Origin of the sequence: Xanthomonas sp. D-99 (assembly GCF_017746145.1) — a bacterium.
Classification (GTDB): domain Bacteria; phylum Pseudomonadota; class Gammaproteobacteria; order Xanthomonadales; family Xanthomonadaceae; genus Xanthomonas; species Xanthomonas cissicola.
In genome coordinates, this window is record NZ_JAGHWU010000021.1 from 1 (window position 1) to 24,930 (window position 24,930).

Below are 24,930 nucleotides of genomic sequence, written 5' to 3' on the forward strand. Positions count from 1 at the left end.
GAACGTCAGCTGCATGGATGAATCCTCTACATAAGGCGATAGTGTCGCGCATCTGCGGTGAGTTGATCAGACCTTCCTTAGCCCGCGAAATCCAACCGCGCATTCACCCAAGCCGCGACAATGGCAGCGGCAACCTGTTCGGCTTGCCTGGCCGGCATGCGCTTTTCGCTTGCCAGCCAGGCGGCTGTCTCTGCGCGCACCTTGGGCAACAGCGTGCGCATGGCGTTACGCTCGGCTACCGGCCAGTCGCTGTCCTCGCCGGACCACGCAGCAATCGCCTGATCCGGATCGTTGCCGTAGCGCTTGCGCAATTCCGGCTGCAGATACAAGGCCGGCGACACGGCAGCGCGCAGCGCGATGATTTGCCACTCCGCGTAGCTGGCGTAGCGAATGGTGCCCGCGTCCTTGCTCAAGGCTTCGATCAGCCCTGCGAACCCGGCATCCAGCTGTTTCCAGCTCGGTCGCGCGAACAGCCCACCAGGCGGCTCGCAGATCGGCGCGAAACTGTCGCGTGTCGAGCCATAGAGCGGACCGAACGCGTCATAGGCCGGCTCGCCCACTGCAGCGAAAATGAAGCAATGCACGTACGGCCGCTCGGAACGATCCTCGCGCTCGATCCACATGCGCAACAGGGTCAGCACACGCTGTTGCTGTTGCATGGCAGGCGCGCCATCCACATCGTCGAGCAAGGACGCTGCGAAATCGTCGGTCTTGCGTAATGCCTTGCGTGCGCTTTCAAAACGCGCGTTCGCCAACGCCGCATCCACGCCTGCGGCAGGCACGAAGTGATGCAGATACGCCAGCCATGCCGATGCCAGCGGCGCGTCGTAGCCCTGCAACTGGCGCGCAGCGTCCGCTGGCGTTTTCGGGATGCTGGCGATGATGCGGTCCAGCGTTTGCTGCTGGGCGTCGAGTGTCTTGCCCAGCGCATCGACCCTGGCCTTCAAACTGCGTTGCAGGCAGTCATCCACCTTGGCGTCCTGCGCGCAGGCATTGCGCTGGCGCAACCAAGCGCGTTGCTGATCGCGTACTGCGGTGAGCGAGGCACGCGGCGCGGTGTCCAGCACGCCGCGATACGCCTCATCCAGTTGATCGTCCAATTGACCGAGCGCAGGCACGGCGCACAGCCGCTTTTCCACCGGCGTCCCCGCCTGTTTGCAGTCGAACGACGCCGACCATGCGGCGCCAGCACTCAGCACTAACGCACCGCCCACAATGCACCGCACAACCGGCATCCGATCAATCACTGCAACGCCTCCTTGCGCGCTGGCAGCAGCGACAGCAACAGCAGCGTCGCCGCCAGGGTCACATAGGCACCGACGAACTGCCAGCTGATCACCCGCGCCAGGCCTTGCAGCGACCACGGCAGATAGATGCCGCCGCGCGGGTCCACCGAGTGGATCAGGCCGAACAGGGTCAGCCCGGCAGCCACCAGCAGGAAGACCGCGCCGCGTCGCAAGCGGCCATCGATCATCGCCGCCACCGTGGCGATCCACAGCATCGCGGTGATGATGAAGCCATTGCCCAGCGCGAAGATCACTGCCAGCTCCGGCAGGCCGTGGCCATCGACCTTGCTGGTCAGCGCGACCAGCTGATCCGGCGCAATCCAGCCCGGCGCCTTGATGGTCAACAGGTACGCCACCGAGGGCAAAAAGCCCAGCACCATCGCGCCGGCGTGCTGTTTGGGCGTGGCCTGGAATGCCTGGGTGGTGATGTCGATCGAGACGTACACGATAATTGGCGCCAGCACGGCCAGCGGCAGCCATTGCACCAAGCCGCTGATCACCCCGAGCATGCCACCGATCCCGACGAAGACCCCGGTCAGCAGCGTATAACCGGAGCGCGCGCCCATGTGCTTGTACGCGGGCTGGCCGATGTAGGGCGTGGTCTGCGCGACGCCGCCGCACACGCCGGCCACCAGCGTGGCCAGGGCTTCCACCAGCAGGATGTCGCGGGTGCGGTAATCATCGCCGGCCGCACGCGCGCTCTCGCTGACGTTGATGCCGCCCACCACCATCAACAAGCCGAACGGCAACAGCAACGGCAGGTAAGCCACCGTGGCCGGCAGGCCGTCGATAAAGCCCAGCGTCGGCAGAGGCAGCACGATCTGCGGCGGATTCCACGCCGGCAAGGCGAAGCCGGGGGCACCCAATCCCGCCAGGCCAAGCCCGTAATACAACGCGGTGCCGATCACGAACGCCACCAGCACGCCGGGCAATTTGGTCGGGAGGCGGCCCTTGGCGAGCAGCACGTACAGCAGCAGGCCCAGGGTGACGAAGCCGGCCACCGGCGAACGTAGCGTTTCCAGCAGCGGCAACAAGCCCATCAGCACCAGCGCGATACCGGCGATGGAACCGAGCAAGGCCGCACGCGGCAGCGCGCGCGTCACCGCTTCGCCTGCGAACGACAGCACCAGCTTGAGCAGGCCCATCACCACCAATGCAGCCATGCCGAGTTTCCAGGTGGCGATCGCGGCGGCCTGCGGGTCCAGCCCCTGCGCCTTGAAACCGGCAAATGCCGGGCCGAGCACCAGCAGCGCCATGCCGATGCTGGTGGGCGCGTCCAGGCCCAGCGGCATGGCGGTGACGTCGTCGCGCCCGGTGCGCGCGGCCAGCCGCCGCGCCATCAAGGTGTAGAGGAGATTCCCCACCAAGACGCCGAACGCGGTGCCGGGGAACATGCGCGCGAACACCACCTCGGCCGGGAACTGGAAGATGCCGACCAAGGCCATCGCGATGAAGCCGAGGATGGACAGGTTGTCGACCACCAGGCCGAAGAAACCATTGAGATCGCCAGCGACGAACCAGCGCGGCGCAGCCGCAGGACGCGAAGAGGGAGCCGACATGAGAACCAAACAAGCGTGGGGGGTCGGCCGATGGTAGCCGCTGCATTGCAAGGGCGACAGCGGCGCGGTGGATCAGAGCGTGTCGTGGCCAGAGGCCATCGGGCTGTCCGTGAGCAGGCAGCCCGGCGCCATCGCCCGCTACTGCATCGCTGCATCCACATCGATCCAGCCCAGGCTGTCGCTGCGGCCGGCACTGCGATAACGCACCTGCAGCCGCCTACCATCGGCGCTGACGTCCAGCGCATCGGCCTGATCGCCGCGCACCAGATAGCGCTTGCTGGCAGTGGCCGTCGGCGTGGCGTACAGCGGCAAACGCGCCACCTGTACGTGCAGTTGCACCGGCATGGGTTCTTCGAGCGTGGTGCCGATTTCGCTTGCCACCTTGGTGCCGCGCGGGTCGTACATCGGCCACACCGATAACGGCATGCCATCCTCGCTTCCCGAATCCAGCAAGGTCTGGATCTGCGGCGACTCGATCCGCTGCTGCGTCCGCCAGACGTACAACCGCCCGCCAGCGTCGTAGCGGTAGACATCCGCGTACCACATCGGCCCACTGCGGCAGGAACTGGTCAGGCTGCGTTGCTGTTGATCCGCAACCAGATTGAAGAATCCTTCGCACTGCACCGTCGGCCGCGTCGGTGCAGCGAGCGCATGAAAGCGGCGCTTTGCAGGATCGAACACAAAGACCCACACCGCCTCGTTGACCTGACCCAGCATTGCCGACACCGCAAGATCCGGGCGCCCATCGAAGTTGTAGTCGTCGCTGCGCAGCTGCGCGCCGCCCTCGCCATCGTCCACATTCGCGTCGAACCATTGTTCGGCATCGCCGGGAGACAGCACCACATGCAGGCGCTGGCCGACCAAGGTGGCGGTCGCATGGGTGTGCGCATCTAGCGTTAAACGAAGACTTGTGTCGTCTGCCGCAGCGCCGAACGCCAGCCCGCCTGCCATCGCAACCAACAGTGCGCACGCGGTGCGCATGGACGGCAACTGCAACGCGCCAAGGCGCATGCGCAGCTGGCCAGAAACGGTGCGCAGATACGCGCTCCCCGACGACGCATGCGATACCCGCCCGCGCCGGAGGACGCGCGGCATACGACCACCAACGCCGGCGAGCGTGGTGGCCGGCACCTGTACGGACCTGTCAGTGCGCAAGCCAGGCCACCGACTCAGAACGAGACCTCGACCGGCTGCCGCGACCACAGCACCGACTGGTGTCTGGTGGCCTGCTTCCAGGCCAGCCGGATCGCCTCGATGTCGCTGCGCCGTTGCGGGGTGTCTTCGTGCAGGATCACCAGCACCTTGGTCCCCAGCCGGTTCGGCTCCTTGGCGCCGCGGAACAACCATTGGCCGTAGGCGTCGAACACGGTCAGACCATCGGGGAAGCGCGGAGTCACTTCCTTGTCCAGAAACGCGCGCCATTGGGTTTCGTCGATGGTGCGGGTCTGCGGGCGGTCGGCCGGGCCGGATTCCTCGCCGACGCCGAAATACAGCTCGCTGCGCACCCAACCCCGTGCCGCCGCCGGCCGCGCTGCATCGCCCTGCAGGCTGGCAGTGGTCGCGGTCGGCGCGGTGCCGGGCGTGGTGGCGCATGCGGTCAGCGCCAACATGGCGGCAAGCAGGCAAGACGGCAGCAACTTCATCGACTTCTCCACAACAGATCGGGGGACAGGATTTGGGGCAGGCTCATGCAAGGCTGATATCAGCTCATGCCGGCGCGCACGGACTGTGCCATCTCGCGCCGGCCTGAACAACGCGATAATATCTTTCCATCCGGATGAATGTGGACAATCCGCCCTCTTTGCGCCCAGCCCGGCCGGATGCCGACCGCGCGGCGCGTTGCAGTTGCAGGAGAGAGAACAGCATGACCCGCCCCACCCTTTCGGTGATTGGCCTGGCCATCGCCGCCGTGCTCAGCGCCAACGCGCAAGCCCAGCAGGCCGATGCCGGCGCCACCACCCTGGACACCGTGATCGTCACCGGCACCCGTGCCAGCGACCGCACCGTACTGGAATCGACCGTGCCGGTGGACGTGCTCACCGCCGAAGACATCCGCAAGGCCGGCGTGGTCAACGGCGAGCTGGGCAGCGCACTGCAGGCGCTGCTGCCCTCGTTCAACTTCCCGCGTCAGTCCAACTCCGGCGGCGCCGACCATATCCGCGCCGCGCAGCTGCGCGGGCTCTCACCCGACCAGGTGCTGGTGCTGGTCAACGGCAAACGCCGCCACACCTCTGCGCTGGTCAACACCGACAGCAAGATCGGCAAGGGCACCACGCCGGTGGATTTCAATTCGATCCCGATCAACGCGATCAAGCGCATCGAAGTGCTGCGCGACGGGGCCGGGGCGCAATACGGCTCGGATGCGATTGCCGGGGTCATCAACGTGATCCTGGACGACAACCCCGAGCGCGGCGAACTGGAAGCCAACTTCGGCGCCTACAACACCGATGTGAAGCCGATCGACCGTCGTGTCACCGACGGCCAGACCAGCTACGCCAGCGCCAAGGTCGGCTCGCTGCTGGGCGACGACGGCGGCTTCTTCAAGGTCGGCCTGGAACTGAAAAACCGCGAGGCAACCAACCGCGCCGGCTTCGACCAGATTCCCTCGTTCGAAGAACAGACCCCGGCCAACCTGGCGCTGCGGGGCCAGCGCAATTACGTGCTCGGCGATGGCGCCACCAAGGGCCTCAATGCCTGGCTCAACACCAAGGTTCCGTTCAGCGCCAGCGGCGAGTTTTACGCCTTCGGCACCTACAACCAGCGCGATACCGAAGGCGCCAATTACTTCCGTTACCCGGACAGCAGCGCCAACTGGCGCGAGATCTACCCCAACGGCTACCGCCCGATTTCCGAAGGCGAGAATCGCGACCTGCAACTCGTGGCCGGTGCGCGCGGGCAGTGGGGCAACTGGGATTACGACGCCAGCGTCAACTACGGCCGCAACGACTTCACCTACCGGCTACGCAACTCGCTCAATGCATCGCTGGGGCCCGGCAGTCCCACACGCTTCAAGACCGGCGATTTCGCCTTCGCGCAGACCGTGGGCAACCTCGACCTGACCCGCGTGTTCGACGCCGCCGGCGCCACCCATACCTTCGGCACCGGCGCCGAGTTCCGCCGCGAGCAATACCGCACCCACGCCGGCGACCCCGCCAGCTACGCGGCCGGCCCGTTCACCGATCGTCCCACCGGCTCGCAGGCCGGCGGCGGGCTCACCCCGCAGGACGAAGCCGACCTGTCGCGCAACGTGGCCAGCGCCTACGCCAACGTCTCCAGCCAGTTCGGCGACAAGTTCTCCACCGACCTGGCCGGCCGCTACGAGCATTACCAGGATTTCGGCAGCCAATGGACCGGCAAGCTGGCCGCACGCTACGCGTTCGCACCGGCCTTTGCGCTGCGTGGTGCCATCTCCAACAACGTGCGCGCGCCTTCGCTCAGCCAGATCGGGTATGAAGCCACCTCCACCGGTTACGACGCCGCCGGCCGCTTGACCCAGGGGCGCCTGTTGTCGGTCAACAACCCCATCGCGCGCGGCCTGGGCGCCACCGATCTGAAGCCGGAAAAGTCGGTCAATTACAGCCTGGGCTTCACCAGCAAGCTGGGCGATCACTTCGACGTGTCGCTGGACTTTTTCCAGATCGATATCGACGACCGCATTGCGCTGTCCGAAGACATCACCGGCGATGCGCTGACCAGCTTCGTGCAGCAGAACTACGGCGTTACCGGCGTGCAGAGCGCCAGCTATTTCCTCAATGCCGCCGACACCCGCACCCGCGGCGCCGAGCTGGTCGCCAACTGGCGTCAGTACGCCTTTGGCGGCGACCTGCTGCTGACCGGCACCTACAGCTACGCCAAGACCGAGTTGGAAAACATCATCGCCACCCCGGCCCAGCTGCTCGCACTGAACCCGGAGTACGTGCTGTTCGGCGTGGAAGAAAGCAATACGCTTACCGACGCCGCACCGCGCACCCGCGCCTCGCTTGCCGCGAACTGGAGCAACGAGCGCTGGAACCTGCAGACGCGCGTCAACCGCTACGGCAGCGCCACCCGCGTGTTCGATTTCGGCGGCGACTTCGTACCGCGCCAGACTTACGGCGCCGAGTGGCAACTGGACCTGGAAGCCGAATATCACCTGGGCACGCAATGGACGCTGGCCATCGGCGGGCAGAACATCCTGGACAACTACTCGGACCGTTCCATCGACGACATCGCCTACTTCGGCAACCTCCCTTACGACGTGCTCTCGCCGATCGGCAGCAACGGCGCGTACTGGTATGGGCGGGTGCGGTACAGCTTCTGATGCGGGAATCGGGATTCGGGATTCGGGATTCGGGATTGGCATGAGCAGCATTGCTGCGAATCCCTAATCCCTAATCCAGATTGGCCTTGCCTCCACTACGACACCGTCCAGGCAATCGGCAATCGTTGGCATTGGAGATTCGAGATTGGCAGGCGTGGCCCTGCCATGCATACCCGGTGCCCAAGACGGTAGCGGAACTGACTGGCAGGGCCATGGCGAACGCCATCAAAGGCGGTTCGCGATCGGGATTGGCGCGCCCTGCTTTGCACGAATCCCCAATCCCGACTCCCCAATCCCCGCCGTTCCATAACCTGAATCTCACACCGCTTTGCGCACACTGGCCTGATGGCAGACGCGCATCCCCCCCTACCGTCGCCGCCATTGCTGGACGATGCATGTGCATTGTTCCTGGACGTGGACGGCACCCTCATCGACTTTGCCGACCGCCCCGAGGCGGTGCAGCTATTGCCCGAAGTGCGCGAGGCCATCGGCCTGCTGAGCAAGCGCCTCAAGGGCGCCGTTGCGCTGGTCAGCGGCCGGCCACTTGCCCAGCTGGATGCTCTGTTCGCCCCCTTGCTGCTGCCGGCCGCCGGTCTGCACGGGCATGAACTGCGCAGCGATCTGGCGGCACGCGCGGCAATGCCGCAAGACAGCTCCGAGTGGCTGCACGGCCTGCATCAACGCGCCGCGGCGCTGACCCACCAACACCCGGGCGTGCTGGTCGAAGACAAGGGCGCCAGCGTGGCGCTGCATTGGCGCGCCCGGCCGCAGGCCGGCCCCGAGGTGCTCGCCTTCGCGCAGCAGGAAATCGCACGGCTTTCCGGCTATCGCCTGCAGCCCGGCGACCACGTGGTGGAATTCGTTCCCGAGGGCAGCAACAAGGGCCTGGCGGTCGAACAGCTGATGCAGCACGGCACCTTCGCCGGCCGCACGCCGGTGTTCGTCGGCGACGACCTCACCGACGAATTCGGCTTCGACGCCGCCAACCGGCTCGGCGGCTGGAGCGTGCTGGTGGGCAATCGCGCCCAGACCAGCGCGCGCTTTCGCGTCGATGGCACCGCCGACGTCCACGCGTGGCTGCAGCGCAATGCACGCAATCGCTGAGCACAGCGCACCTTCTCTCCTTCACTTCAACAGGATCGTTTGCACTCCATGACCGAGCCAAACCTGGATCTGGGCGTCATCGGCAACTGCAGTTTCGGGGCACTGGTCGATCGGCAGGCACGTGTGGTGTGGAGCTGCCTGCCGGCATTCGACGGCGACCCGGCCTTTTGCACGCTGCTCTCGCCCAAGACCGAAGGCGGCGACTTCGCCGTGGAACTGGAAGATTTCGCCAGCAGCGAGCAGCACTACCTGCCCAATACCGCCGTGCTGCGCACAGTGTTGCGCGACAGCAAGGGCGGCGAGGTGGAAGTCATCGATTTTGCGCCGCGCTGGCGCAATAACGGGCGCTTCTATCGGCCTGTCAGCATCATTCGCCAGATCCGTCCGCTGAGCGGCAACCCACGCATCATCGTGCGCGCCCGCCCGCTGGCCGATTGGGGCGGCCGCACGCCGGACACCACCTGGGGCAGCAATCACATCCGTTGGGTGTTGCCGGAATTCACCCTGCGCCTGACCACCGATGTGCCGGTGCGCTTCGTACGTGACGGCCTGCCGTTCGTGCTCAGCCATCCGGTGAGCCTGGTGCTGGGCGTGGACGAATCGCTGACCCGCTCGCTCACCGGTTACGTGCAGGAAGCGCAGGAACGCACCGAAGAATACTGGCGCGAATGGGTGCGTTACCTGTCCATTCCGCTGGACTGGCAGGAAGCGGTGATTCGCAGCGCGATCACGCTCAAGTTGTGCCAGTACGAAGACAGCGGCGCGATCATCGCGGCAATGACCACTTCGATTCCGGAAGCGCCCAATACGCCGCGCAACTGGGATTACCGCTATTGCTGGCTGCGCGATGCCGCCTTCGTAGTGCGCGCGCTCAACCGGCTTGGCGCAACCCGCACGATGGAGCAGTTCATCGGCTACATCTTCAATATCGCCACCACCGACGGCACCATGCAGCCGCTGTACGGCATCGGCTTCGAATCGCAGCTGGAAGAACACGAAGTTGACACCATGGCCGGTTACCGCGGCATGGGTCCGGTGCGGCGCGGCAACCTGGCATGGATCCAGCAGCAGCACGATGTCTATGGCAGCGTGGTGCTGGCGTCCACCCAGCTGTTCTTCGACCTGCGCCTGAAGGATCAAGGCGATGCGGACACCTTCCGCCGGCTTGAACCGCTGGGCGAGCGCGCCTATGCATTGCATAACGTGCCCGACGCCGGCCTGTGGGAATTTCGCGGCCGCGCCGAAGTGCATACCTACACCGCCGCGATGTGCTGGGCGGCATGCGATCGCCTGTCCAAGATTGCCGACCGGCTGGCGCTGCCCGAGCGCAGCACCTACTGGCGCGAACGTGCCGACAGCATCCGCGAGCGCGTATTGAACGAGGCCTGGAACGAGGAACGCGGCCATTTCACCGATACCCTCGGCGGCCATCGGCTCGATGCCTCGCTGTTGCTGCTGGCCGATATCGGGATCGTGGCCAATGACGACACTCGCTTCGTGCGCACGGTCGAGGCGGTCGGCCGCGTGCTCAAGCACGGCGATGCGCTATACCGCTACATCGCACCGGATGACTTCGGTGAGCCGGAAACCAGCTTCACCATCTGCACCTTCTGGTACATCGACGCACTGGCCGCGATCGGGCGCAAAGACGAGGCGCGTGAATTGTTCGAGCGCATCCTTTCGCGCCGCAATCACCTTGGCTTGCTGTCGGAAGATCTATCGTTCGAGGACGGCGAAGCCTGGGGCAACTTCCCTCAGACCTATTCGCATGTTGGCTTGATCATCGCAGCGATGCGCTTGTCGCGGAGCTGGCAGGAGGCGTCATGAGTCGTTTGGTGGTGGTATCCAACCGTGTTGCAGTGCCTGGCGAAAACCGCGCCGGCGGCCTGGCGGTTGGCTTGTTGGCAGCGCTCAAGGAGCGCGGTGGCATGTGGTTTGGCTGGAGCGGCAAGACCGTGCGCGGCGACAGCGGTGGCATGCACGAGCAGACCGAAGGCGACATCACCTTCGTCACCATGGACCTCAACAAGCGCGACATCGATTCGTACTACAACGGCTTCGCCAACCGCACGCTGTGGCCCTTGTTGCACTTCCGCCTGGATCTGGTCGATTACGATCGTGCCACCCGCGAAGGCTATCTGCGCGTCAATCGGCTATTTGCCGAAAAACTCGCGCCACTGCTGAAAGACAGCGACACGCTGTGGATCCACGATTACCACATGATCCCGCTCGGCGCGATGCTGCGCGAGCTGGGCGTGGGCTGCAAGATGGGCTTCTTCCTGCACGTACCGATGCCATCGGCCGATCTGGTGCAGGCCATGCCCGATCACGCGCGCCTGTTCAGTACCTTCTACGCATACGACCTGGTCGGCTTCCAGACCCAGCGCGATGCCGAACGTTTCAAGGCCTATGTACGCCTGTTCGGCGGCGGCCGCATTCTGGAAGGCGATCTGGTGGAAGGCCCGGGTGGGCGCCGCTTCACCGCTTCTTCGTTCCCGATCGGGATCGATACCGACCTGATTGCCCACCAGGCCAAGGCGTCTGCCGGCAAGCAGGCGGTACGCGATCTGCGCGAAAGCCTGCGTGGCCGTCAGTTGGCCATCGGTGTGGACCGCCTGGATTATTCCAAGGGCTTGCCGGAGCGCTTTCAGGGTTTCGAGCGCTACCTGGAGCGGTACCCGGATCAATCCGGCAGCCTGACCTATCTGCAGATCGCGCCGGTCTCGCGCGGCGATGTCACCGAATACCGTCAATTGCGCAGCCAGCTCGAACAGATCGCCGGCCACATCAATGGCGGACATGCGGAGCCGGACTGGACGCCGCTGCGCTACGTCAACCAGAACTTCAGCCATGCCACGCTGACGGGCTTCTATCGCGCGGCGTCGGTATGCCTGGTCACGCCACTGCGCGATGGCATGAACCTGGTTGCCAAGGAATTCGTGGCTGCGCAGGACCCGGCAGATCCGGGCGTGCTGGTGTTGTCGCTGTTTGCAGGTGCAGCCGATGAAATGAAGGAAGCGCTGCTGGTCAACCCGCACGATCTGGATGGCGTGGCCGACGCGATCGCCACAGCAGCAAGCATGCCGCTGGCAAGCCGCATCGAACGCTGGCACGCAATGATGGACCACCTGCGCAAGAACAATATCAACCACTGGCGCCAGCGCTATCTGCAAGCGCTGTCTGAGGTGTAGGGCAAACCTTTTCCCACCAGCCATTGTTCTCCTCGATAAAGGAGACGGTGCCCGAAATGCGGACGTGGGTGCGGCCGCAATCAGACTGAAGTTCTGATTTTCCAGAGACGCGCTGCGTGACGCAGCCATATTGAGCAGCTGCGGCGTTTGGCCAATGCGTGACGCAGCCATATTGAGCGGCTGCGGCGTCTGGCCAAGCTGCCCCGACGCGCAAGGGGTGAATACCTCGCACGTCGACAGTCTGCAGCTGCGATCGACGCGGCAGTCACACGCAACGCCACGTGCGCCCCTGCATCCGGCTCTTCAATCGTAGTCGCGCTCAGCAGCAGCGCATGTCGCCGACGGCTGTGCAAGTACCGCACGCACTTCGCGAGGCGTTCAAGATCCGCATGTTACCGGTGCCAAACGTGCAGGTTGGAACGCTGGTTCCTATTCCGTCACGGACAAAGGGCGTTCGGGGGTCTAAAATATTTGCATGATTAGCGCTGAGGACCCTGGGAGGGGCTGCGCGTTCATAGCGTTCGACGTTCGTATCTAGATCCTGGGCCGCGTGTTGGCGCCTGCGATCGCTCTCCCTCCACGACTCGCCACCGCTCGCTGGTGCCTGAGTCCTTCCTGACATCTCAAAATGACTGATCAATCCTCAAAACGTGGGCTAGGCACCTGGTTGCTGGTGGCCTATGCCGTGGTGATCGCCGTGCTCGGCGCGGTGCTCGCCTATCAGGGCAGCCGCCTGGTGGCCGTGGGCGGCTCCTGGTATTACCTGATCGCGGGTATTGCCCTGTTCCTGGCGGGCGTCCTGCTCGCGCTGGGCAAGCGCGCCGGGCTGTGGCTGTTTGGCGCCACGCTGGCCGGCACCATCGCCTGGGCGCTGTGGGAAGTGGGCCTGGATGGCTGGGGCTTGGTGCCGCGCCTGGCCATGATGTCGGTGCTCGGCCTGGTGCTGCTGCCGTTCTGGGGTGTGGCGCGTCGTCGCATGCAGCCACTATCCGGGCCGGGCTATGCGCTGGTGACTGGCGTGCTGCCGATCCTGGGGGCGGCGCTGATCCTGTGGCCGCTGCTGATGCCGCGCAATGTCGAGCTGGCCAATGCCTCCACGCTGCCGGCCGACAACGCAACGGCCTTCAGCCGCGGCACCGTGCCCAGCCCCGACGGCAACGTCGCGGCCAACCACGACGCCAGCAACTGGACCTCCTATGCCGGCTCCAACCTGTCCAACCACTACACCCCCGGCGCGCAGATCACCCCGGACAACGTGAAGAACCTCAAGGTGGCCTGGGAATTCCACACCGGCGATCTCAAGCCCAAGGATTCCAAGCTGGGCTACGCCTTCCAGAACACCCCGCTCAAGGTCGGCGACCTGCTCTACATCTGCACCCCCACCCAGAAGGTGATCGCGGTGGAAGCAGCCAACGGCAAGGAGCGCTGGCGCTTCGATCCGCAGACCAACCCGAAGGCGATGGCGGGTGTGGCTGCCACCACCTGCCGTGGCGTGTCGTATTACCAGGCACCCGAAGGCACCGCCGAGTGCCCGACCCGGATCTTCTGGCCGATGGTCGATGGCCGCCTCGGTGCGCTGGACGCGCAGACCGGCAAGCTGTGCACCAGCTTCGGCAACAACGGCTATGTCGATCTGAATGCGGGCACCGGCAACACCAAGCCGGGCTTCGTCGGCCCGACCTCGCCGCCGGTGGTGATGCGCGGCGTGGTGATCCAGCCGACCGGCCAGGTCCGCGATGGTCAGGAAGGCGATGCGCCGTCCGGCGTGGTGCGTGGCTTCGATGCGCTCACCGGCCAGCTGCGCTGGGCCTGGGACCTGGGCAACCCGGCGATCACCGCCGAGCCGCCGGCCGGCCAGACCTATACCCGCTCCACCCCGAACGTGTGGTCGCTGATGGCCGCCGACGATGAGCTGGGTCTGGTCTATCTGCCCACCGGCAATGCGTCCGGCGACTTCTTCGGCAAGGGCCGCACCCCGCAGGACGAGGAATACACCGCCTCGCTGGTTGCGGTGGATGCCGCCACCGGCAAGGAGCGTTGGCATTTCCGTACCGTCAATCACGACCTGTGGGATTACGACATCGGCCCGCAGCCGAACCTGGTCGATTGGCCGGTCGCTGGCGGCGGCACGCGTGCTGCGGTGATCCAGGCGACCAAGTCCGGCCAGGTGTTCGTGCTGGACCGCGCCACCGGCGAGCCGATCATGCCGGTCAAGCAGATCCCGGTACCGCAGGGAACCGACCACGGTGACTGGACCGCTGCCACGCAGCCGATCTCGCCGGGCATGCCCAACACCGTGGGCGCGCCGAGCCGCGAGTTCGAAAAAATCATCGAATCCGATGCCTGGGGCATGACCCCGTTCGACCAGTTGGTGTGCCGTATCCAGTTCAAGCAGCTGCGCTACGAAGGCATGTTCACCCCACCCACACTGCAGGGGTCGCTGGCTTTCACCGGCAACCACGGCGGCATCAACTGGGGTGGCGTTTCGGTGGACCTGCAGCGCGGCATCATGGTGATGAACAGCAATCGCCTGCCCTACACCCTGCAGGTGTATACCCGCCAGAAGATGGACGAGCTGGGCGTGGTCTCAGTGTTCGACGGCAAGAGCAAGACGCCCGGCTACATGGCGCAGAAGGGCCTGGCCTACGGCGCACGCAAGGAGCCGTGGATGTCGCCGCTCAACACCCCGTGCGTGGCACCGCCGTGGGGCTACATCGCCGGTGTCGACCTGCGCACGCAGCAGGTGATCTGGCGCCGTCCGTTGGGCACCGGTTACGACCAGGGGCCGATGGGTATCCCGTCCAAGACCAAATTCGAGATCGGCACGCCCAACAACAGCGGCTCGCTGGCCACCGCTGGCGGGGTGACCTTCATCGGCGCGACCCTGGACGACTTCATGCGCGGTTTCGACAGCCGCACCGGCAAGCAGGTCTGGGAGACCCGCGTCCCCGCCGGCCCGCAGGCAGCGCCGATGAGCTACACCATCAACGGCAAGCAGTACATCGTGGCTGCCGTCGGTGGACACGACCGCATGGAAACCAAGTCGGGCGACAGCGTCATTGCCTGGGCCCTGCCGGACGATGCGCAGGCCGCGCCTGCCAAGTGACGGCCGCGCTCCACGCACCGCGCGGCCAGGCAGTGCGCTGAGGCGCATCAGCGCATGCAGTCTGCACTGCATCGGCCGCTGCGCCTCACCCGCCTGGCTGCGTGCTGGCGCATAGGCAACCTGCCGTCGGCCCGGGGCCGACGGACGCATCAATCAAACCGGTCGTCGCGAGACGGCCGGTTTTTTTGTGCGCGCGCATCCCGGTGCGGCCAAGACTCATGGGGTCCAAGTCGGGGATGTCCGCCCAGCGCAAGACGCGCGACCGACGTGCGTTGGCTGTCAAACCTGCGTCGCGGACGTCCGGATACACGCCAACCTCCGAGGCCGGCGCCCCCATGCAGCAGCCAAAGGCCTGTGTGGGTGCCAATCCAGAGCCCGCGCAGGTCGACAAGCCAACCCGCACCATTTCCGGAGGGGTTTGGCCACCCTAAATCGCAGTTCGCCGACATTGCAGGGCATTCGACCCGCATAGAGATTTTTCACGCGGAATTTACAATCAAATTGACGCGCGGGCGCATTTGATCGCACCCGACGCACATACCCTGACGAACTGAAATCGCTTCCATATCAATGACATCCCGCCATTTCGAGACTTGGTTGCCACATTCCGACGAACGGCGCCTTCACATCATCATGATTCGGACTCAGCCGCCGATACCCCCATTGCGGGCCATGGACTGCCGATACCGCTCCCCCTTCTCAGATCACCCAGCTGGACTCAGCCTATGTCGCTTGCACACGATGCCGCCCCCGTTGCCCAACCGCCTGCCGGTCGGCACGTTGCGCGCGCTACCTGGACCGCATGGCTGCCCGCCGCTGCACATATCGCGCTGCTGGCGTTGCTGGCCTGCTATGCCGCCACGCTGGTACCCGGCGGCTTCCTGAGCGGGCTCGGACGCGTGCTGCCCGCCCTGCTGGTGTTGGGCGCGGCAAGCGCCGGGCTCTGGTGGTGGTCGCGCCGGCGTCACGACGGCCAGTTGCAGCAGGCAATGCGCGCGGCGGTGGCGATCGGCGAAGGACGCACCCAGCGTCTGGACCTGCGCAACGCCTCCGGCGACCTCGCGCCGTTGCTGCATGCGTTGCAGGATGCCAAGGACAAGCTCGCCATCCGCATCGACGTGATGGAGCAAGGCCTGCGCCATGGCCAGTTCGTGATCAAGGCGCTGGACGATCTGGACACCATGATCCGCATCGCCGACGACGATGGCCAGGTGCTGTTTGCCAACCGCAAACTGCTCGCCATGCTCAAGCTGATCGAGCCGGATGTACAGAGCTTCCGCCCCAGCTTCCATGCCGAAGGCTTCGTCGGCGGCAGCATCGGCGACATCTATCCCGACAGCCAGGCCGCGATCGACCGCATGCGCGCGTTGAATGCCTCCAAGGCCGTGCGTGCGCCGTTCTTCGGCCGCCAGATCGACTTCGTGTACAGCCCGATCATCGCCGCCGACGGCACCAAGCTCGGCACCATCGCGCAGTGGATGGACGTCACCGCGCAGGTCAATGCCGAGCAGGGACTGATCCAGATCATCGACGCCGCCTCCGCTGGCGATTTCAGCCGTCGCATGCAGATCGACGGCATGGACGGTGTGCTGCTGAGCCTGGCGCAAGGCATCAACCGCATCTACGACTCGGTGGAAACCCATCTGGCCGCACTGGCGCGCGTGATCGGCGCGCTGGCCGAAGGCGACCTCACCCAGCGTGTGGATGGCGATGCGCACGGTATCTTCGCGCGCTTGCGCGACGACACCAACCAGACCGTCACCCGCCTGACCGAGATCATCGGCGGCATCCAGACCGCATCGGACACCATCCGCCAGGCCGCGGTGGAAATCGCCGCCGGCAACATGGATCTTTCCGAGCGCACCGAGCAACAGGCGGCCAATCTGGAAGAAACCGCCAGCTCGATGGAAGAACTCACCTCCACCGTGAAGCAAAACGCCGAGAGCGCGCTGCAGGCCAATCGCCTGGTCGTCGGCACCGGCGACGTGGCGCAGAGCGGCGGCCAGGTGATGGACGAGGTGGTCGCCACCATGGGCCAGATCAGCACCGCCTCGCGCAAGATCGGCGAGATCATCGGGGTGATCGACGGCATCGCGTTCCAGACCAACATCCTGGCACTCAATGCCGCAGTGGAAGCCGCACGTGCCGGCGAACAGGGCCGCGGTTTTGCGGTGGTCGCCTCGGAAGTGCGTGCCCTGGCGCGGCGCTCGGCCGATGCGGCCAAGGAAATCAAGACGCTGATCGCCGATTCCACCGACAAGGTGGAGCTGGGTTCGGGCTTGGTGCACCGCGCCGGCGCGACCATGCGCGAGATCGTCGGCTCGGTCAAACACGTCACCGACATCATGAGCGAGATCACCTCGGCCAGCGCCGAGCAGTCCAGTGGCATCGAGCAGGTCAACCGCACGGTCGCGCAGTTGGACGAGGTCACCCAACGCAACGCCGCGCTGGTGGAAGAAGCCACCGCCGCCGCGCGCAGCTTGGAAGAACAGGCGGTGGAACTGGCCGATGCGGTCTCGATCTTCCGCCTGCAATCCGACACCCGCCCGAGCACCTCCAACCTCGCGCGCGCCAGCTTCCACAACGCGGCATAAGCCCGGCATGCTTGGCGATTCGTAGGAGCGCACCCGGGCGCGACCGGGTTTGGGCAGAAATGCCATCCATCAACAGCTGCGCTGCTGAGGCCAGCCGAGCGAGGCGCAGCATCGCCCCGTTCCTGCGTAGGTTCGCGTTGCGTTGCGTTGCATCGCAATGCGATGCGATGCAGCGCACCTCAGGCCAGCGCCCCGATGCCGGGCGCACTGCGTCAGTCCAGAAACCGCGCGTGCTGCTCGGGCGTGGGCAGCAGGCAGTGATCGCTGCGGCCGAACCAGCGGTAACGATTGCGTGCGATCAGCCGGTAGCCGAGATCGCGCACGCGACGTGGGACCAGGCGCAGCACCCCACTCAGCCGCCAGAGTCCGCCCAATCCCGCAAGCACGCGCACGATCGCGTCGCTGTCGGTCCAGGCACCGGTGGCGTCCACCAGTAGAAACGACAGGGGGTCGTCTGGGTCCAGACCGTGCTGCTGCAACAGTGCGCGCCCGGCTTGCCCCTGCATGGCAGCAAAGCGATAGCGCCCACGCCGATCGTGGCGCAGCAGGAATTTGACCCAGCCATTGCAGAGCAGGCACACGCCGTCGAAGACGATGGTGGCGCGCCCCACAGGCGGCGCAGCAGGCGATGGATCAGCGCGGTTCAAGCCAGCCCTCGTAACGAATGAACGGTCCTACCAGCGGCAACTGCACGTGCACCAGAAACCCGTAACGGCCGTCGTCGGCATGCTCGCGGCAGCGCACCTGCCGGAACCAGCGTGCAGGCAACCGCATCATCCCGAACGCCCACACGCCGGTAGCCTGCCAATACAACGATTGCGCATCGGCCTGCAGCGAAAATTCAAAGCGCACCGCACCCAGGTGTTCGCCCAAGCTGTCGCCATGGCGCCATAGCCGCGAATGCATCGGCATGCCGTCAAAGCGCCGATGCCAGCGCTCGCCGTGCGTGTCGGCCAGAAAGTCCACTTCCACCGCCACCTCGCCGCTACGCGGCAGACGGCTCAGCAGCGCCAGCAACGGCACCAGCGCATGTCCACCGCGCTGAATCTGTGCGCGTCCGGCAAAGCGCTGCCGCTGCCGCACCGAGTGCAGCGCGCGCACTGGCGCAGGCAGTTGCGCGAACGCGTCCTGCCCCAGCACTTGGGCGAACAGGGGCGTGTTCAGGGGACAATCCAGGCCAGTGTGGCCATGCGTCCGCTGCGGCGATCGCGACGGTGCGAGAAGAAGCGTTGCGGCTCGGAAATGGTGCACAACCCGCCGCCATGCACCGCATCGGCCGGCACGCCGGCCTGCTGCAGCCGCTGGCGTGCCAGCGCATACAGATCCACCCGCCAGTGCCCCGGGCGCGTGGCGACAAACGCGCGTTGCGCCTGTGCATCGTGCGCAACGAAGGCGTCGAACACGTCCTCGCCGATTTCATACACCTGCGGTCCCGCGGCCGGCCCCAGCCAGGCCACCAGTCGCTGCGGTGGCGTCCGCATTGCGGACATGCTGCGCTCCAGCACGCCGTCAGCCAGCCCGCGCCAGCCGGCATGCGCAGCAGCAACTTCGCTGCCATCGACGGCGGCGAACACGACCGGCAGGCAATCGGCCGTGAGGATTGCCAGTACCACGCCAGGCGCCGACGTCACTGCAGCATCGGCGACCGGTTCGTGCGCGCCTGGTCGCTGATCCGCCGCGCGCTCGGCGGAATCGGGCGCAGCGGGTGGTGCATCCAGCCGCACCACGTCCACGCCATGGACCTGCCGCAGCCAATGCGGCGTGCTCGGCAGCTGCAGGGTCGCGGCCAGCAGCGCTCGGTTGCGCTCCACCTGCTCGGGCACATCGCCTTCGGCGCTGTTGCGGTTACCGAGGTTGAGCGTGTCGAACGGCGGCAGCGAGCCGCCCAGACAGTGACGCAGCGTGGTCAGCGCACGGATGCGCGGCGGCGCCGGCCAGTCGGCTGGCAGGATGAAGGCCGCAGCCATGGACATCTCAGCGGCGTGCCAGCTCGGCGGCGCGTGCGCTGTCTTCGCGCAGCACAGTCATCAGGCGCTGCAGATCGGCCGGCACCGGCGCGCTGGCCCGGACCGGCTCGCCGCTGACCGGATGCAGGAATTCCAGGGTTTCAGCGTGCAGCGCCTGGCGCTTGAAGGTGCGCAATTCGTGCACCAGCTCATCGGTGGCGCCCTTGGGCAGCTTGAGCGCGCCGCCGTACAGCGGGTCGCCGACGATTGGCGATTTCAGGTGCGCCATGTGCACGCGGATCTGATGGGTACGCCCGGTTTCGAGCCGACATTCCAGCGCGGTGTGCGCACGGAAGCGCTCGCGCAGGCGGTAATGCGTGACCGCATCGCGGCCATCGTCGCGTACCGCCATCTTCAGGCGGTCGCGCGGGTGGCGATCGATCGGGGCATTGGCGGTGCCGCCGGAGACCAGCGCGCCCACCACCACGGCCAGATACTGGCGATGCACCTCGCGCGCGGACAGCTGCTCCACCAGCGCGGTCTGCGCCTGCACGGTGCGCGCTACCACCATCACGCCGCTGGTGTCCTTGTCCAGGCGATGCACCACCCCGGCGCGCGGCACCGAGGCCAGCGCCGGGTCGCGGAACAGCAGCGCATTGACCAGGGTCCGGTCCGGATTACCGGCGCCCGGATGCACCACCAGGCCGGCCGGCTTGTCGATCACCAGCACCTGCTCGTCTTCGTACAGCACGCTCAGCGGGATGTCCTGCGGCGCAGCGTGGGTCTGGGTTTCCAGCACCACCTGCACCTGCACGCTCTCGCCACCGCGCAAGGTATCGCGCGGGCGCGCCATTTCGCCGTCCAGCAGCGCATCGCCGGACTTGATCCATTCCGACAGCCGCGAGCGCGAAAATTCCGGGAACAGCTCGGCCAGCACTGCGTCGAAACGGCGTCCGGCGGCGTTGTCGGGCACGATCGCCTGGCGGATGGACGGGTCGAGGGGTTCGGCAGATGGGTCGGACATGGACACGGGCACTCGGGCAAAAGCGGGAATTTGGGGGTCCGGGCGGCGGGAGTCAGTCGCCGGACAGGCCACTAGGCTATCATCGCGCTTTCGTTTTCCTGATGCGTCCTGCCCAGACCCATGATCCGACGGTCCACGTTTTCCGCGCCTGCGCGCCTGATTGCCCTCATGCTGGTCATGGCGTTCGTCGTCACCGGCTGCCACCGCGGCGCCAAGGACAAGAATCCCGACGAGGGCATGCCGGTCGAGCAGCTCTACGGCAAGGGTCATAACCTGATGGAGAAAGGCAACTGGGCCGGCGCCGAAGCCAGCTACAAGCGCCTGATCGCCCAGTACCCGTATGGCCCGTACACCGAGCAGGCGATGATCGAAACCGCCTACGCCCAGTACAAGGCCGGCAAGCACGACGACGCCGTCTCCAGCGTCGACCGCTTCATCCGTACCTACCCGACCCACCGCAACATCTCGTATCTGTACTACCTGCGCGGGCTGGCCAACAGCAACCGCGACACGGTGTTCCTGCGCCGCGTGTGGTCGCTGGACCCGAGCCGCCGCGACCTGTCTTCGCCGCAGCAGGCCTACAACGATTTCAATACCGTCACCGATCGCTACCCCAACAGCCGTTACGCCGCCGACGCACGCAAGCGCATGATCGAGTTGCGCGACATCTTCGCCCAGCATGAATTGGACAACGCGCTGTACTACCTGCGCCGCGATGCCTGGGTGTCGGCCGCCGGTCGTGCCAACTACCTGCTCGAAACCTATCCGCAGAGCGCCTTCCAGTACGACGCGGTCGCAGTGCTGGCCGAGGCCTACACGCACCTGGGCAACAAGACCTTGGCAGCCGACGCACGCCGCGTGCTGGAGCTCAACGACCCGCAGCACCCGTGGCTGACCGGCAACTGGCCGAAATACCCGTGGGCCATCCGCAAGCTCAACCCGTTTGCCGGCGAAAAATCCGCCGCGACCGGGCAAAGCAATTCGCAGATGAATCGCGACTGAGATATCAGGCGCAGCGCATGACCGAAAAGAGGCCGAAAGGCCTCTTTTTTGTTGCGGCGATGCTGACGGCAGCACCGCACGTGCAACACCGACGACGACACGGCGGCGATTGCCGCCGCTAACGCACCTGCGGCGTGCAGTCGCTTGCCCTGCGCGCAAACGCATTGCCGGAGCCTGTGCGCGCATCCTGGAACCTTGCCGGAGCCGGCATCTGCCTGGAACCGGCCCCAGGTCACCTCATGCCTCGGGCCTGCTGTCTATACTCATCCCGAACCAGTTCCGACTGCCTGCGAGCGCCAGCCAAGGAAGCCGCATGTCTCGTGCCCTCATCGCTTTGCTGCTCATGCTCTGGCTGACGGCCGTGACCGCCAGCGCCACCGCAGCCCCCATCGTCTACGGCGTCAACGCCCACGACAGCCGCCCCGGCTACGCCCTGACCCAGGCCGAGGCACGCTTCAAATTGCTGGCAGCACGCAACCTGCGCAGCTACCGGTTCGATATCGATCCGCGCGACTACGCCACGCTGGATGCGCTCGTCCCCTTGGCGCGCAAGTACGGCATCACCCTGCGCCCGATGGTCTACCCGATGTCGCGCGAGATCGGCTACCAGCTGGCACGCCGCTATGCCACAGACATCAAGGTCTGGGAAATCGGCAACGAACAGGATCTGGTCCGCGCCGAAGCCGACACCCGCATCGCCGCAATGACCACGATGTACCTGGGCATGCGCCAGGCATCCGACGAACTGGGCGCCGGCCTGCGCTTCACCATCAACATCACCGCCTGCAATAGCGACGATCGCAGCGCCAACGCGCGTTGCCCGGGCGATCGCAACGGCTCCCTGTGGTTTTTGGCAAAGGCCAAAGCGGCCGGCTTCAACTTCGACCACATCAGCTTACACTACTACGCGTTCTACCAGGATGCCGGTTACTGGACGGACTTGTATCTGGGCCAGCTGCGCACTGCCGCGCGCACCTACAACACCCCGGTGTTCTTCAACGAGCTGAACTGTGCGGAGATCTATACAGGCAGCACCACTGGCGGCAGCGCAGGTGACCGTGGCTGTTACGACAGCCTGGCGCAGCTGTTGCGCAATGTGCGTGACAACTATGCCGACGTGGTGGCCGAGGTGAATGTCTACGAATTACTGGACCAGGCCACCATCCAGGGGCCTGAAGGCCACTTTGGCCTGATGTACGACCTGGCCCGACCAAAACCGCCCCTGGATCTGCTCACGCGGTTCGCCCAGCCGCCAGCCAGCGCAGCGGCAACCACTGCGTCAGCCGAGTGACCGGATTCGCCGTTCGAATTACTGCCCGCGATACCCGTTGGTGATCGGATAGCGCCGTTCGCGACCGAATGCACGCCGCGACACTTTGGGCCCGGGCGCGGACTGATGGCGCTTCCACTCATTGAGCCGCACCAGGCGCAGCACATGCTCGACGGTATCGGCCGCGTAGCCGGCCGCAACGATGTCGTCGCGCGACTGCTCCTGATCGACGTAGCGATACAGGATGCCGTCGAGCACATCGTACGGCGGCAGCGAATCCTGGTCGGTCTGGTTGTCGCGCAACTCAGCCGACGGCGGGCGCGCGATCACCGCCGGCGGAATCACCGGTGCGCCGCCGACGGTGTTGCGCCATTTCGCCAGGCCGAACACCTCCGTCTTGTACAGGTCCTTGAGCGGCGCATAGCCACCGCACATATCGCCATAGATGGTGGCGTAGCCCACTGCGTATTCGCTCTTGTTGCCGGTGGTCAGCACCAGCCCGCCGAACTTGTTCGACAGCGCCATCAGGATCACGCCACGGCTGCGCGACTGCAGGTTTTCTTCGGTGATGTCCGGCTGGGTACCTTTGAACATCGACCCCAGCGCGCCGAGCAGGCCTTCGAACGCCGGCTCGATCGCGATGGTCTCCAGCTTCACGCCCAGCGCGCGGCATTGCTCGTCGGCCAGGTCGTTGGACAGATTGGCGGTATAGCGCGACGGCAGCCGCACGGCGGTCACGTTGTCGCCGCCCAGCGCATCCACCGCCATCGCCAACACCAGTGCCGAATCGATGCCGCCGGACAGGCCCAGCCAGACCTTGCTGAAGCCATTCTTGCGGCAATAGTCCTGCAGCCCGCGCACCACCGCGCGCCAGGCCAGCGCGTCCATGCTCTCGTCGCCGTCATCCACCCATACCACCGGCGTGAAGCTGCGCTCGCCGGCCGCGTAGTCCACCACCAGCCACTGGTCCACGAACGCTGCCGCGGCGGGATGCACGGTGCCGTCGCCATCGGCAACCACCGAGGCGCCATCGAACACCAGTGCATCCTGCCCGCCCACGACGTTGAGATAGGCAATCGCTGCCCCGCTCTCGCGGGTGCGTTCGGCCAGCAAGGCATCGCGTTGCGCATGCTTGCCACGCTCGTACGGCGAGGCATTGGGCACCAACACCAACTCCGCGCCTGCCCGCACCGTGTTGGCCAACGGCTCGGCGAACCAGAGGTCTTCGCAGATCACCACGCCCACCTGCACGCCCTTGACCGTGACCACGCAGTTCTCGCCATCCGGGTCCACGTCGAAATACCGACGCTCGTCGAACACCGCATAGTTGGGCAGTTCGCGCTTGCGGTAGGTGGCTTCGATCCGCCCGTCGCGCAACACGCTGGCGGCGTTGTAGACCACGCTGCCGGCGCTTTGCGGCCAGCCGACCACCGCCACGATGCCGCGCGTGGCCGCCGCAATCCGTGCCAACGCCTGTTCGCAATGAGCGAGGAATCCCGGCCGTAATAGCAAGTCTTCCGGCGGATACCCGCTGATCGCCAATTCGGGAAACAGCACGATGTCGGCCTCGAACTCGTCGCGCGCCGCTGCGATGTACTCGATGATGCGATCGGTATTCTGCGTCACGCCGCCGACCGGGAAGTCGAACTGGGCCATGGCGATGCGGAGGGTCTGGGACATATCGGCAGCCTTTTGCAGATTCCTACCGAACGCCGGAAGGAGGAAGAGAGAAGCGGGCAACGCACAGCCGTTGCGCAATCGCGTCGCAGACAGCGTCGGTGCGCACCAGCACTTCATTATTCCAGAAGCGCAGCAACTGGAAGCCTTTTCGGTGCAGGAAGGCCTCGCGCGCGGCATCGGAGGGCGCATCCAGATGTTGGCTGCCGTCAAGTTCTACGATCAACGCGCGTTCCAGACAGGCGAAATCGGCGACATACGGGCCGACCGGACACTGCCTGCGGAACTTGAATCCCAACAGACGCCGATCACGTAGTCGGTACCAAAGCAAACGCTCGGCAGCGGTCATCTCGCGCCGCAAGGTTCTTGCAAAGCGGATCTTTTCACCGGTGCGCATCGGAAGCTCCCAGGTCTGGGGAGCTCACAGCTTGGTGTCGAGCGCCACTGCTCGCTATCGGCTGCGGCCGTTGGGAGGTGTAAGGAAAGCGCCCTCACCCCTGCCCCTCTCCCGCACGCGGGAGAGGGGAAATCCAGGGCGAAAGGCAGTCGGTGGATCGGTCTGCGTCTAACCTTCTGCTACTGCTACTGCTACTGCTACTGCTACTGCTACTGCTACTGCTACTGCTACTACTGCTACTACTGCTACTGCTGCTACTGCTACTGCTACTGCTACTGCTGCTTCTGCTTCTGCTGATGCTGATGCTGATGCTGATGCTGCACAGTCGTAGCTCCTATCGCCACAACACTCACACCTGCGCTCGCCACTCCCTTCTCCCGCCTGCGGGAGAAGGTGCCCAAAGGGCGGATGAGGGCAAGCTCCCACGCCCCAACAACAAGAAAGGCCGCCCGAAGGCGGCCTTTCTGACGCTCA

The 24,930-nt window shown here is 65.6% G+C and carries 18 protein-coding genes and 1 pseudogene; 8 read left to right on the forward strand and 11 right to left on the reverse strand.

The window, feature by feature from the left end; translation table 11 throughout:
* Positions 1–77 precede the first annotated feature (77 nt).
* The 4 genes from J7360_RS09860 to J7360_RS09875 form a co-directional block, all read right to left on the reverse strand.
* A complete protein-coding gene (locus J7360_RS09860; RefSeq protein WP_033481129.1) occupies positions 78–1,244 on the reverse strand; it encodes a lysozyme inhibitor LprI family protein in 1,167 nt (388 codons plus the stop codon).
* Entirely contained in the window at positions 1,244–2,845 is a 1,602-nt protein-coding gene (locus J7360_RS09865; protein ID WP_209033764.1) for a hypothetical protein, read from the reverse strand. Before J7360_RS09865 ends, J7360_RS09860 begins: the two co-directional genes overlap by 1 nt.
* Positions 2,846–2,983: 138 nt before the next feature.
* Positions 2,984–4,048 (reverse strand): FG-GAP repeat protein, encoded by a 1,065-nt coding sequence (locus J7360_RS09870; protein ID WP_057662427.1) that lies wholly within the window; start codon positions 4,046–4,048, stop codon positions 2,984–2,986.
* Positions 4,015–4,488: a DUF3574 domain-containing protein gene (locus tag J7360_RS09875; RefSeq protein WP_057662432.1), complete on the reverse strand. Its 474-nt coding sequence runs from the start codon at positions 4,486–4,488 to the stop codon at positions 4,015–4,017. Before J7360_RS09875 ends, J7360_RS09870 begins: the two co-directional genes overlap by 34 nt.
* Before the next feature lie 221 nt (positions 4,489–4,709).
* On the opposite strand from J7360_RS09875, the gene J7360_RS09880 reads away from it, so the two are divergent.
* The 6 genes from J7360_RS09880 (at position 4,710) to J7360_RS09905 (ending at position 17,140) form a co-directional block, all read left to right on the forward strand.
* The gene (locus tag J7360_RS09880; RefSeq protein WP_057662435.1) at positions 4,710–7,145 is read left to right on the forward strand and encodes a TonB-dependent receptor; all 2,436 of its coding nucleotides are present in this window, start codon (positions 4,710–4,712) and stop codon (positions 7,143–7,145) included.
* Between the two features lie 345 nt (positions 7,146–7,490).
* Positions 7,491–8,249, forward strand: a complete 759-nt coding sequence (gene otsB, locus J7360_RS09885) for a trehalose-phosphatase (RefSeq protein WP_057662437.1) — start codon at positions 7,491–7,493, stop codon at positions 8,247–8,249.
* A 48-nt stretch (positions 8,250–8,297) separates the two neighbouring features.
* Positions 8,298–10,076: a glycoside hydrolase family 15 protein gene (locus J7360_RS09890; RefSeq protein ID WP_057662441.1), complete on the forward strand. Its 1,779-nt coding sequence runs from the start codon at positions 8,298–8,300 to the stop codon at positions 10,074–10,076.
* Positions 10,073–11,440 carry an alpha,alpha-trehalose-phosphate synthase (UDP-forming) gene (gene otsA / locus J7360_RS09895; RefSeq protein ID WP_039568127.1) on the forward strand — a complete coding sequence of 456 codons (1,368 nt, stop codon included), beginning with the start codon at positions 10,073–10,075 and terminating at the stop codon, positions 11,438–11,440. The genes J7360_RS09890 and otsA overlap by 4 nt, the downstream gene beginning before the upstream one ends.
* A 667-nt stretch (positions 11,441–12,107) precedes the next feature.
* Positions 12,108–14,546: a glucose/quinate/shikimate family membrane-bound PQQ-dependent dehydrogenase gene (locus J7360_RS09900; RefSeq protein WP_176215047.1), complete on the forward strand. Its 2,439-nt coding sequence runs from the start codon at positions 12,108–12,110 to the stop codon at positions 14,544–14,546.
* A 725-nt stretch (positions 14,547–15,271) separates the two neighbouring features.
* Positions 15,272–17,140 carry a methyl-accepting chemotaxis protein gene (locus tag J7360_RS09905; protein WP_209033766.1) on the forward strand — a complete coding sequence of 623 codons (1,869 nt, stop codon included), beginning with the start codon at positions 15,272–15,274 and terminating at the stop codon, positions 17,138–17,140.
* Positions 17,141–17,352: 212 nt separating this feature from the next.
* Here J7360_RS09905 and J7360_RS09910 read toward each other — a convergent pair whose 3' ends face one another.
* Genes J7360_RS09910 through rluD form a run of 4 tightly spaced genes read right to left on the reverse strand, consistent with a single transcriptional unit; the run spans position 17,353 to position 20,110 of the window.
* A complete protein-coding gene (locus J7360_RS09910; RefSeq protein WP_057662452.1) occupies positions 17,353–17,787 on the reverse strand; it encodes a thiol-disulfide oxidoreductase DCC family protein in 435 nt (144 codons plus the stop codon).
* On the reverse strand, positions 17,774–18,280 hold the full coding sequence (locus J7360_RS09915; RefSeq protein ID WP_343237349.1) for a DUF4166 domain-containing protein: 507 nt from the start codon (positions 18,278–18,280) through the stop codon (positions 17,774–17,776). Before J7360_RS09915 ends, J7360_RS09910 begins: the two co-directional genes overlap by 14 nt.
* 20 nt (positions 18,281–18,300) lie before the next feature.
* Positions 18,301–19,113 (reverse strand): peptidoglycan editing factor PgeF, encoded by an 813-nt coding sequence (gene pgeF / locus J7360_RS09920; protein ID WP_209033768.1) that lies wholly within the window; start codon positions 19,111–19,113, stop codon positions 18,301–18,303.
* Position 19,114: 1 nt separating this feature from the next.
* Complete coding sequence (rluD, locus tag J7360_RS09925; RefSeq protein WP_003488615.1) at positions 19,115–20,110, reverse strand: 23S rRNA pseudouridine(1911/1915/1917) synthase RluD; 996 nt, start codon at positions 20,108–20,110, stop codon at positions 19,115–19,117.
* Positions 20,111–20,230: 120 nt separating this feature from the next.
* Here rluD and J7360_RS09930 point away from each other — a divergent pair, with 120 nt between their 5' ends.
* Both J7360_RS09930 and J7360_RS09935 read left to right on the forward strand, forming a co-directional pair.
* The gene (locus J7360_RS09930) at positions 20,231–21,112 is read left to right on the forward strand and encodes an outer membrane protein assembly factor BamD (RefSeq protein WP_005915798.1); all 882 of its coding nucleotides are present in this window, start codon (positions 20,231–20,233) and stop codon (positions 21,110–21,112) included.
* 313 nt (positions 21,113–21,425) lie between these two features.
* Positions 21,426–22,403, forward strand: a complete 978-nt coding sequence (locus J7360_RS09935; protein WP_057662461.1) for a hypothetical protein — start codon at positions 21,426–21,428, stop codon at positions 22,401–22,403.
* A gap of 18 nt (positions 22,404–22,421) precedes the next feature.
* On the opposite strand, the gene J7360_RS09940 is transcribed toward J7360_RS09935, so the two are convergent.
* The 3 genes and pseudogenes from J7360_RS09940 to J7360_RS21370 all read right to left on the reverse strand — a co-directional run bounded on the left by J7360_RS09940 (position 22,422) and on the right by J7360_RS21370 (position 24,779).
* Positions 22,422–24,062, reverse strand: a complete 1,641-nt coding sequence (locus J7360_RS09940; RefSeq protein ID WP_057662465.1) for an NAD+ synthase — start codon at positions 24,060–24,062, stop codon at positions 22,422–22,424.
* 22 nt (positions 24,063–24,084) lie between these two features.
* Positions 24,085–24,456, reverse strand: a complete 372-nt coding sequence (locus J7360_RS09945; protein WP_057662468.1) for an endonuclease domain-containing protein — start codon at positions 24,454–24,456, stop codon at positions 24,085–24,087.
* Positions 24,457–24,510: 54 nt separating this feature from the next.
* A pseudogene (locus tag J7360_RS21370) lies at positions 24,511–24,779 on the reverse strand (hypothetical protein).
* Positions 24,780–24,930: the final 151 nt, after the last annotated feature.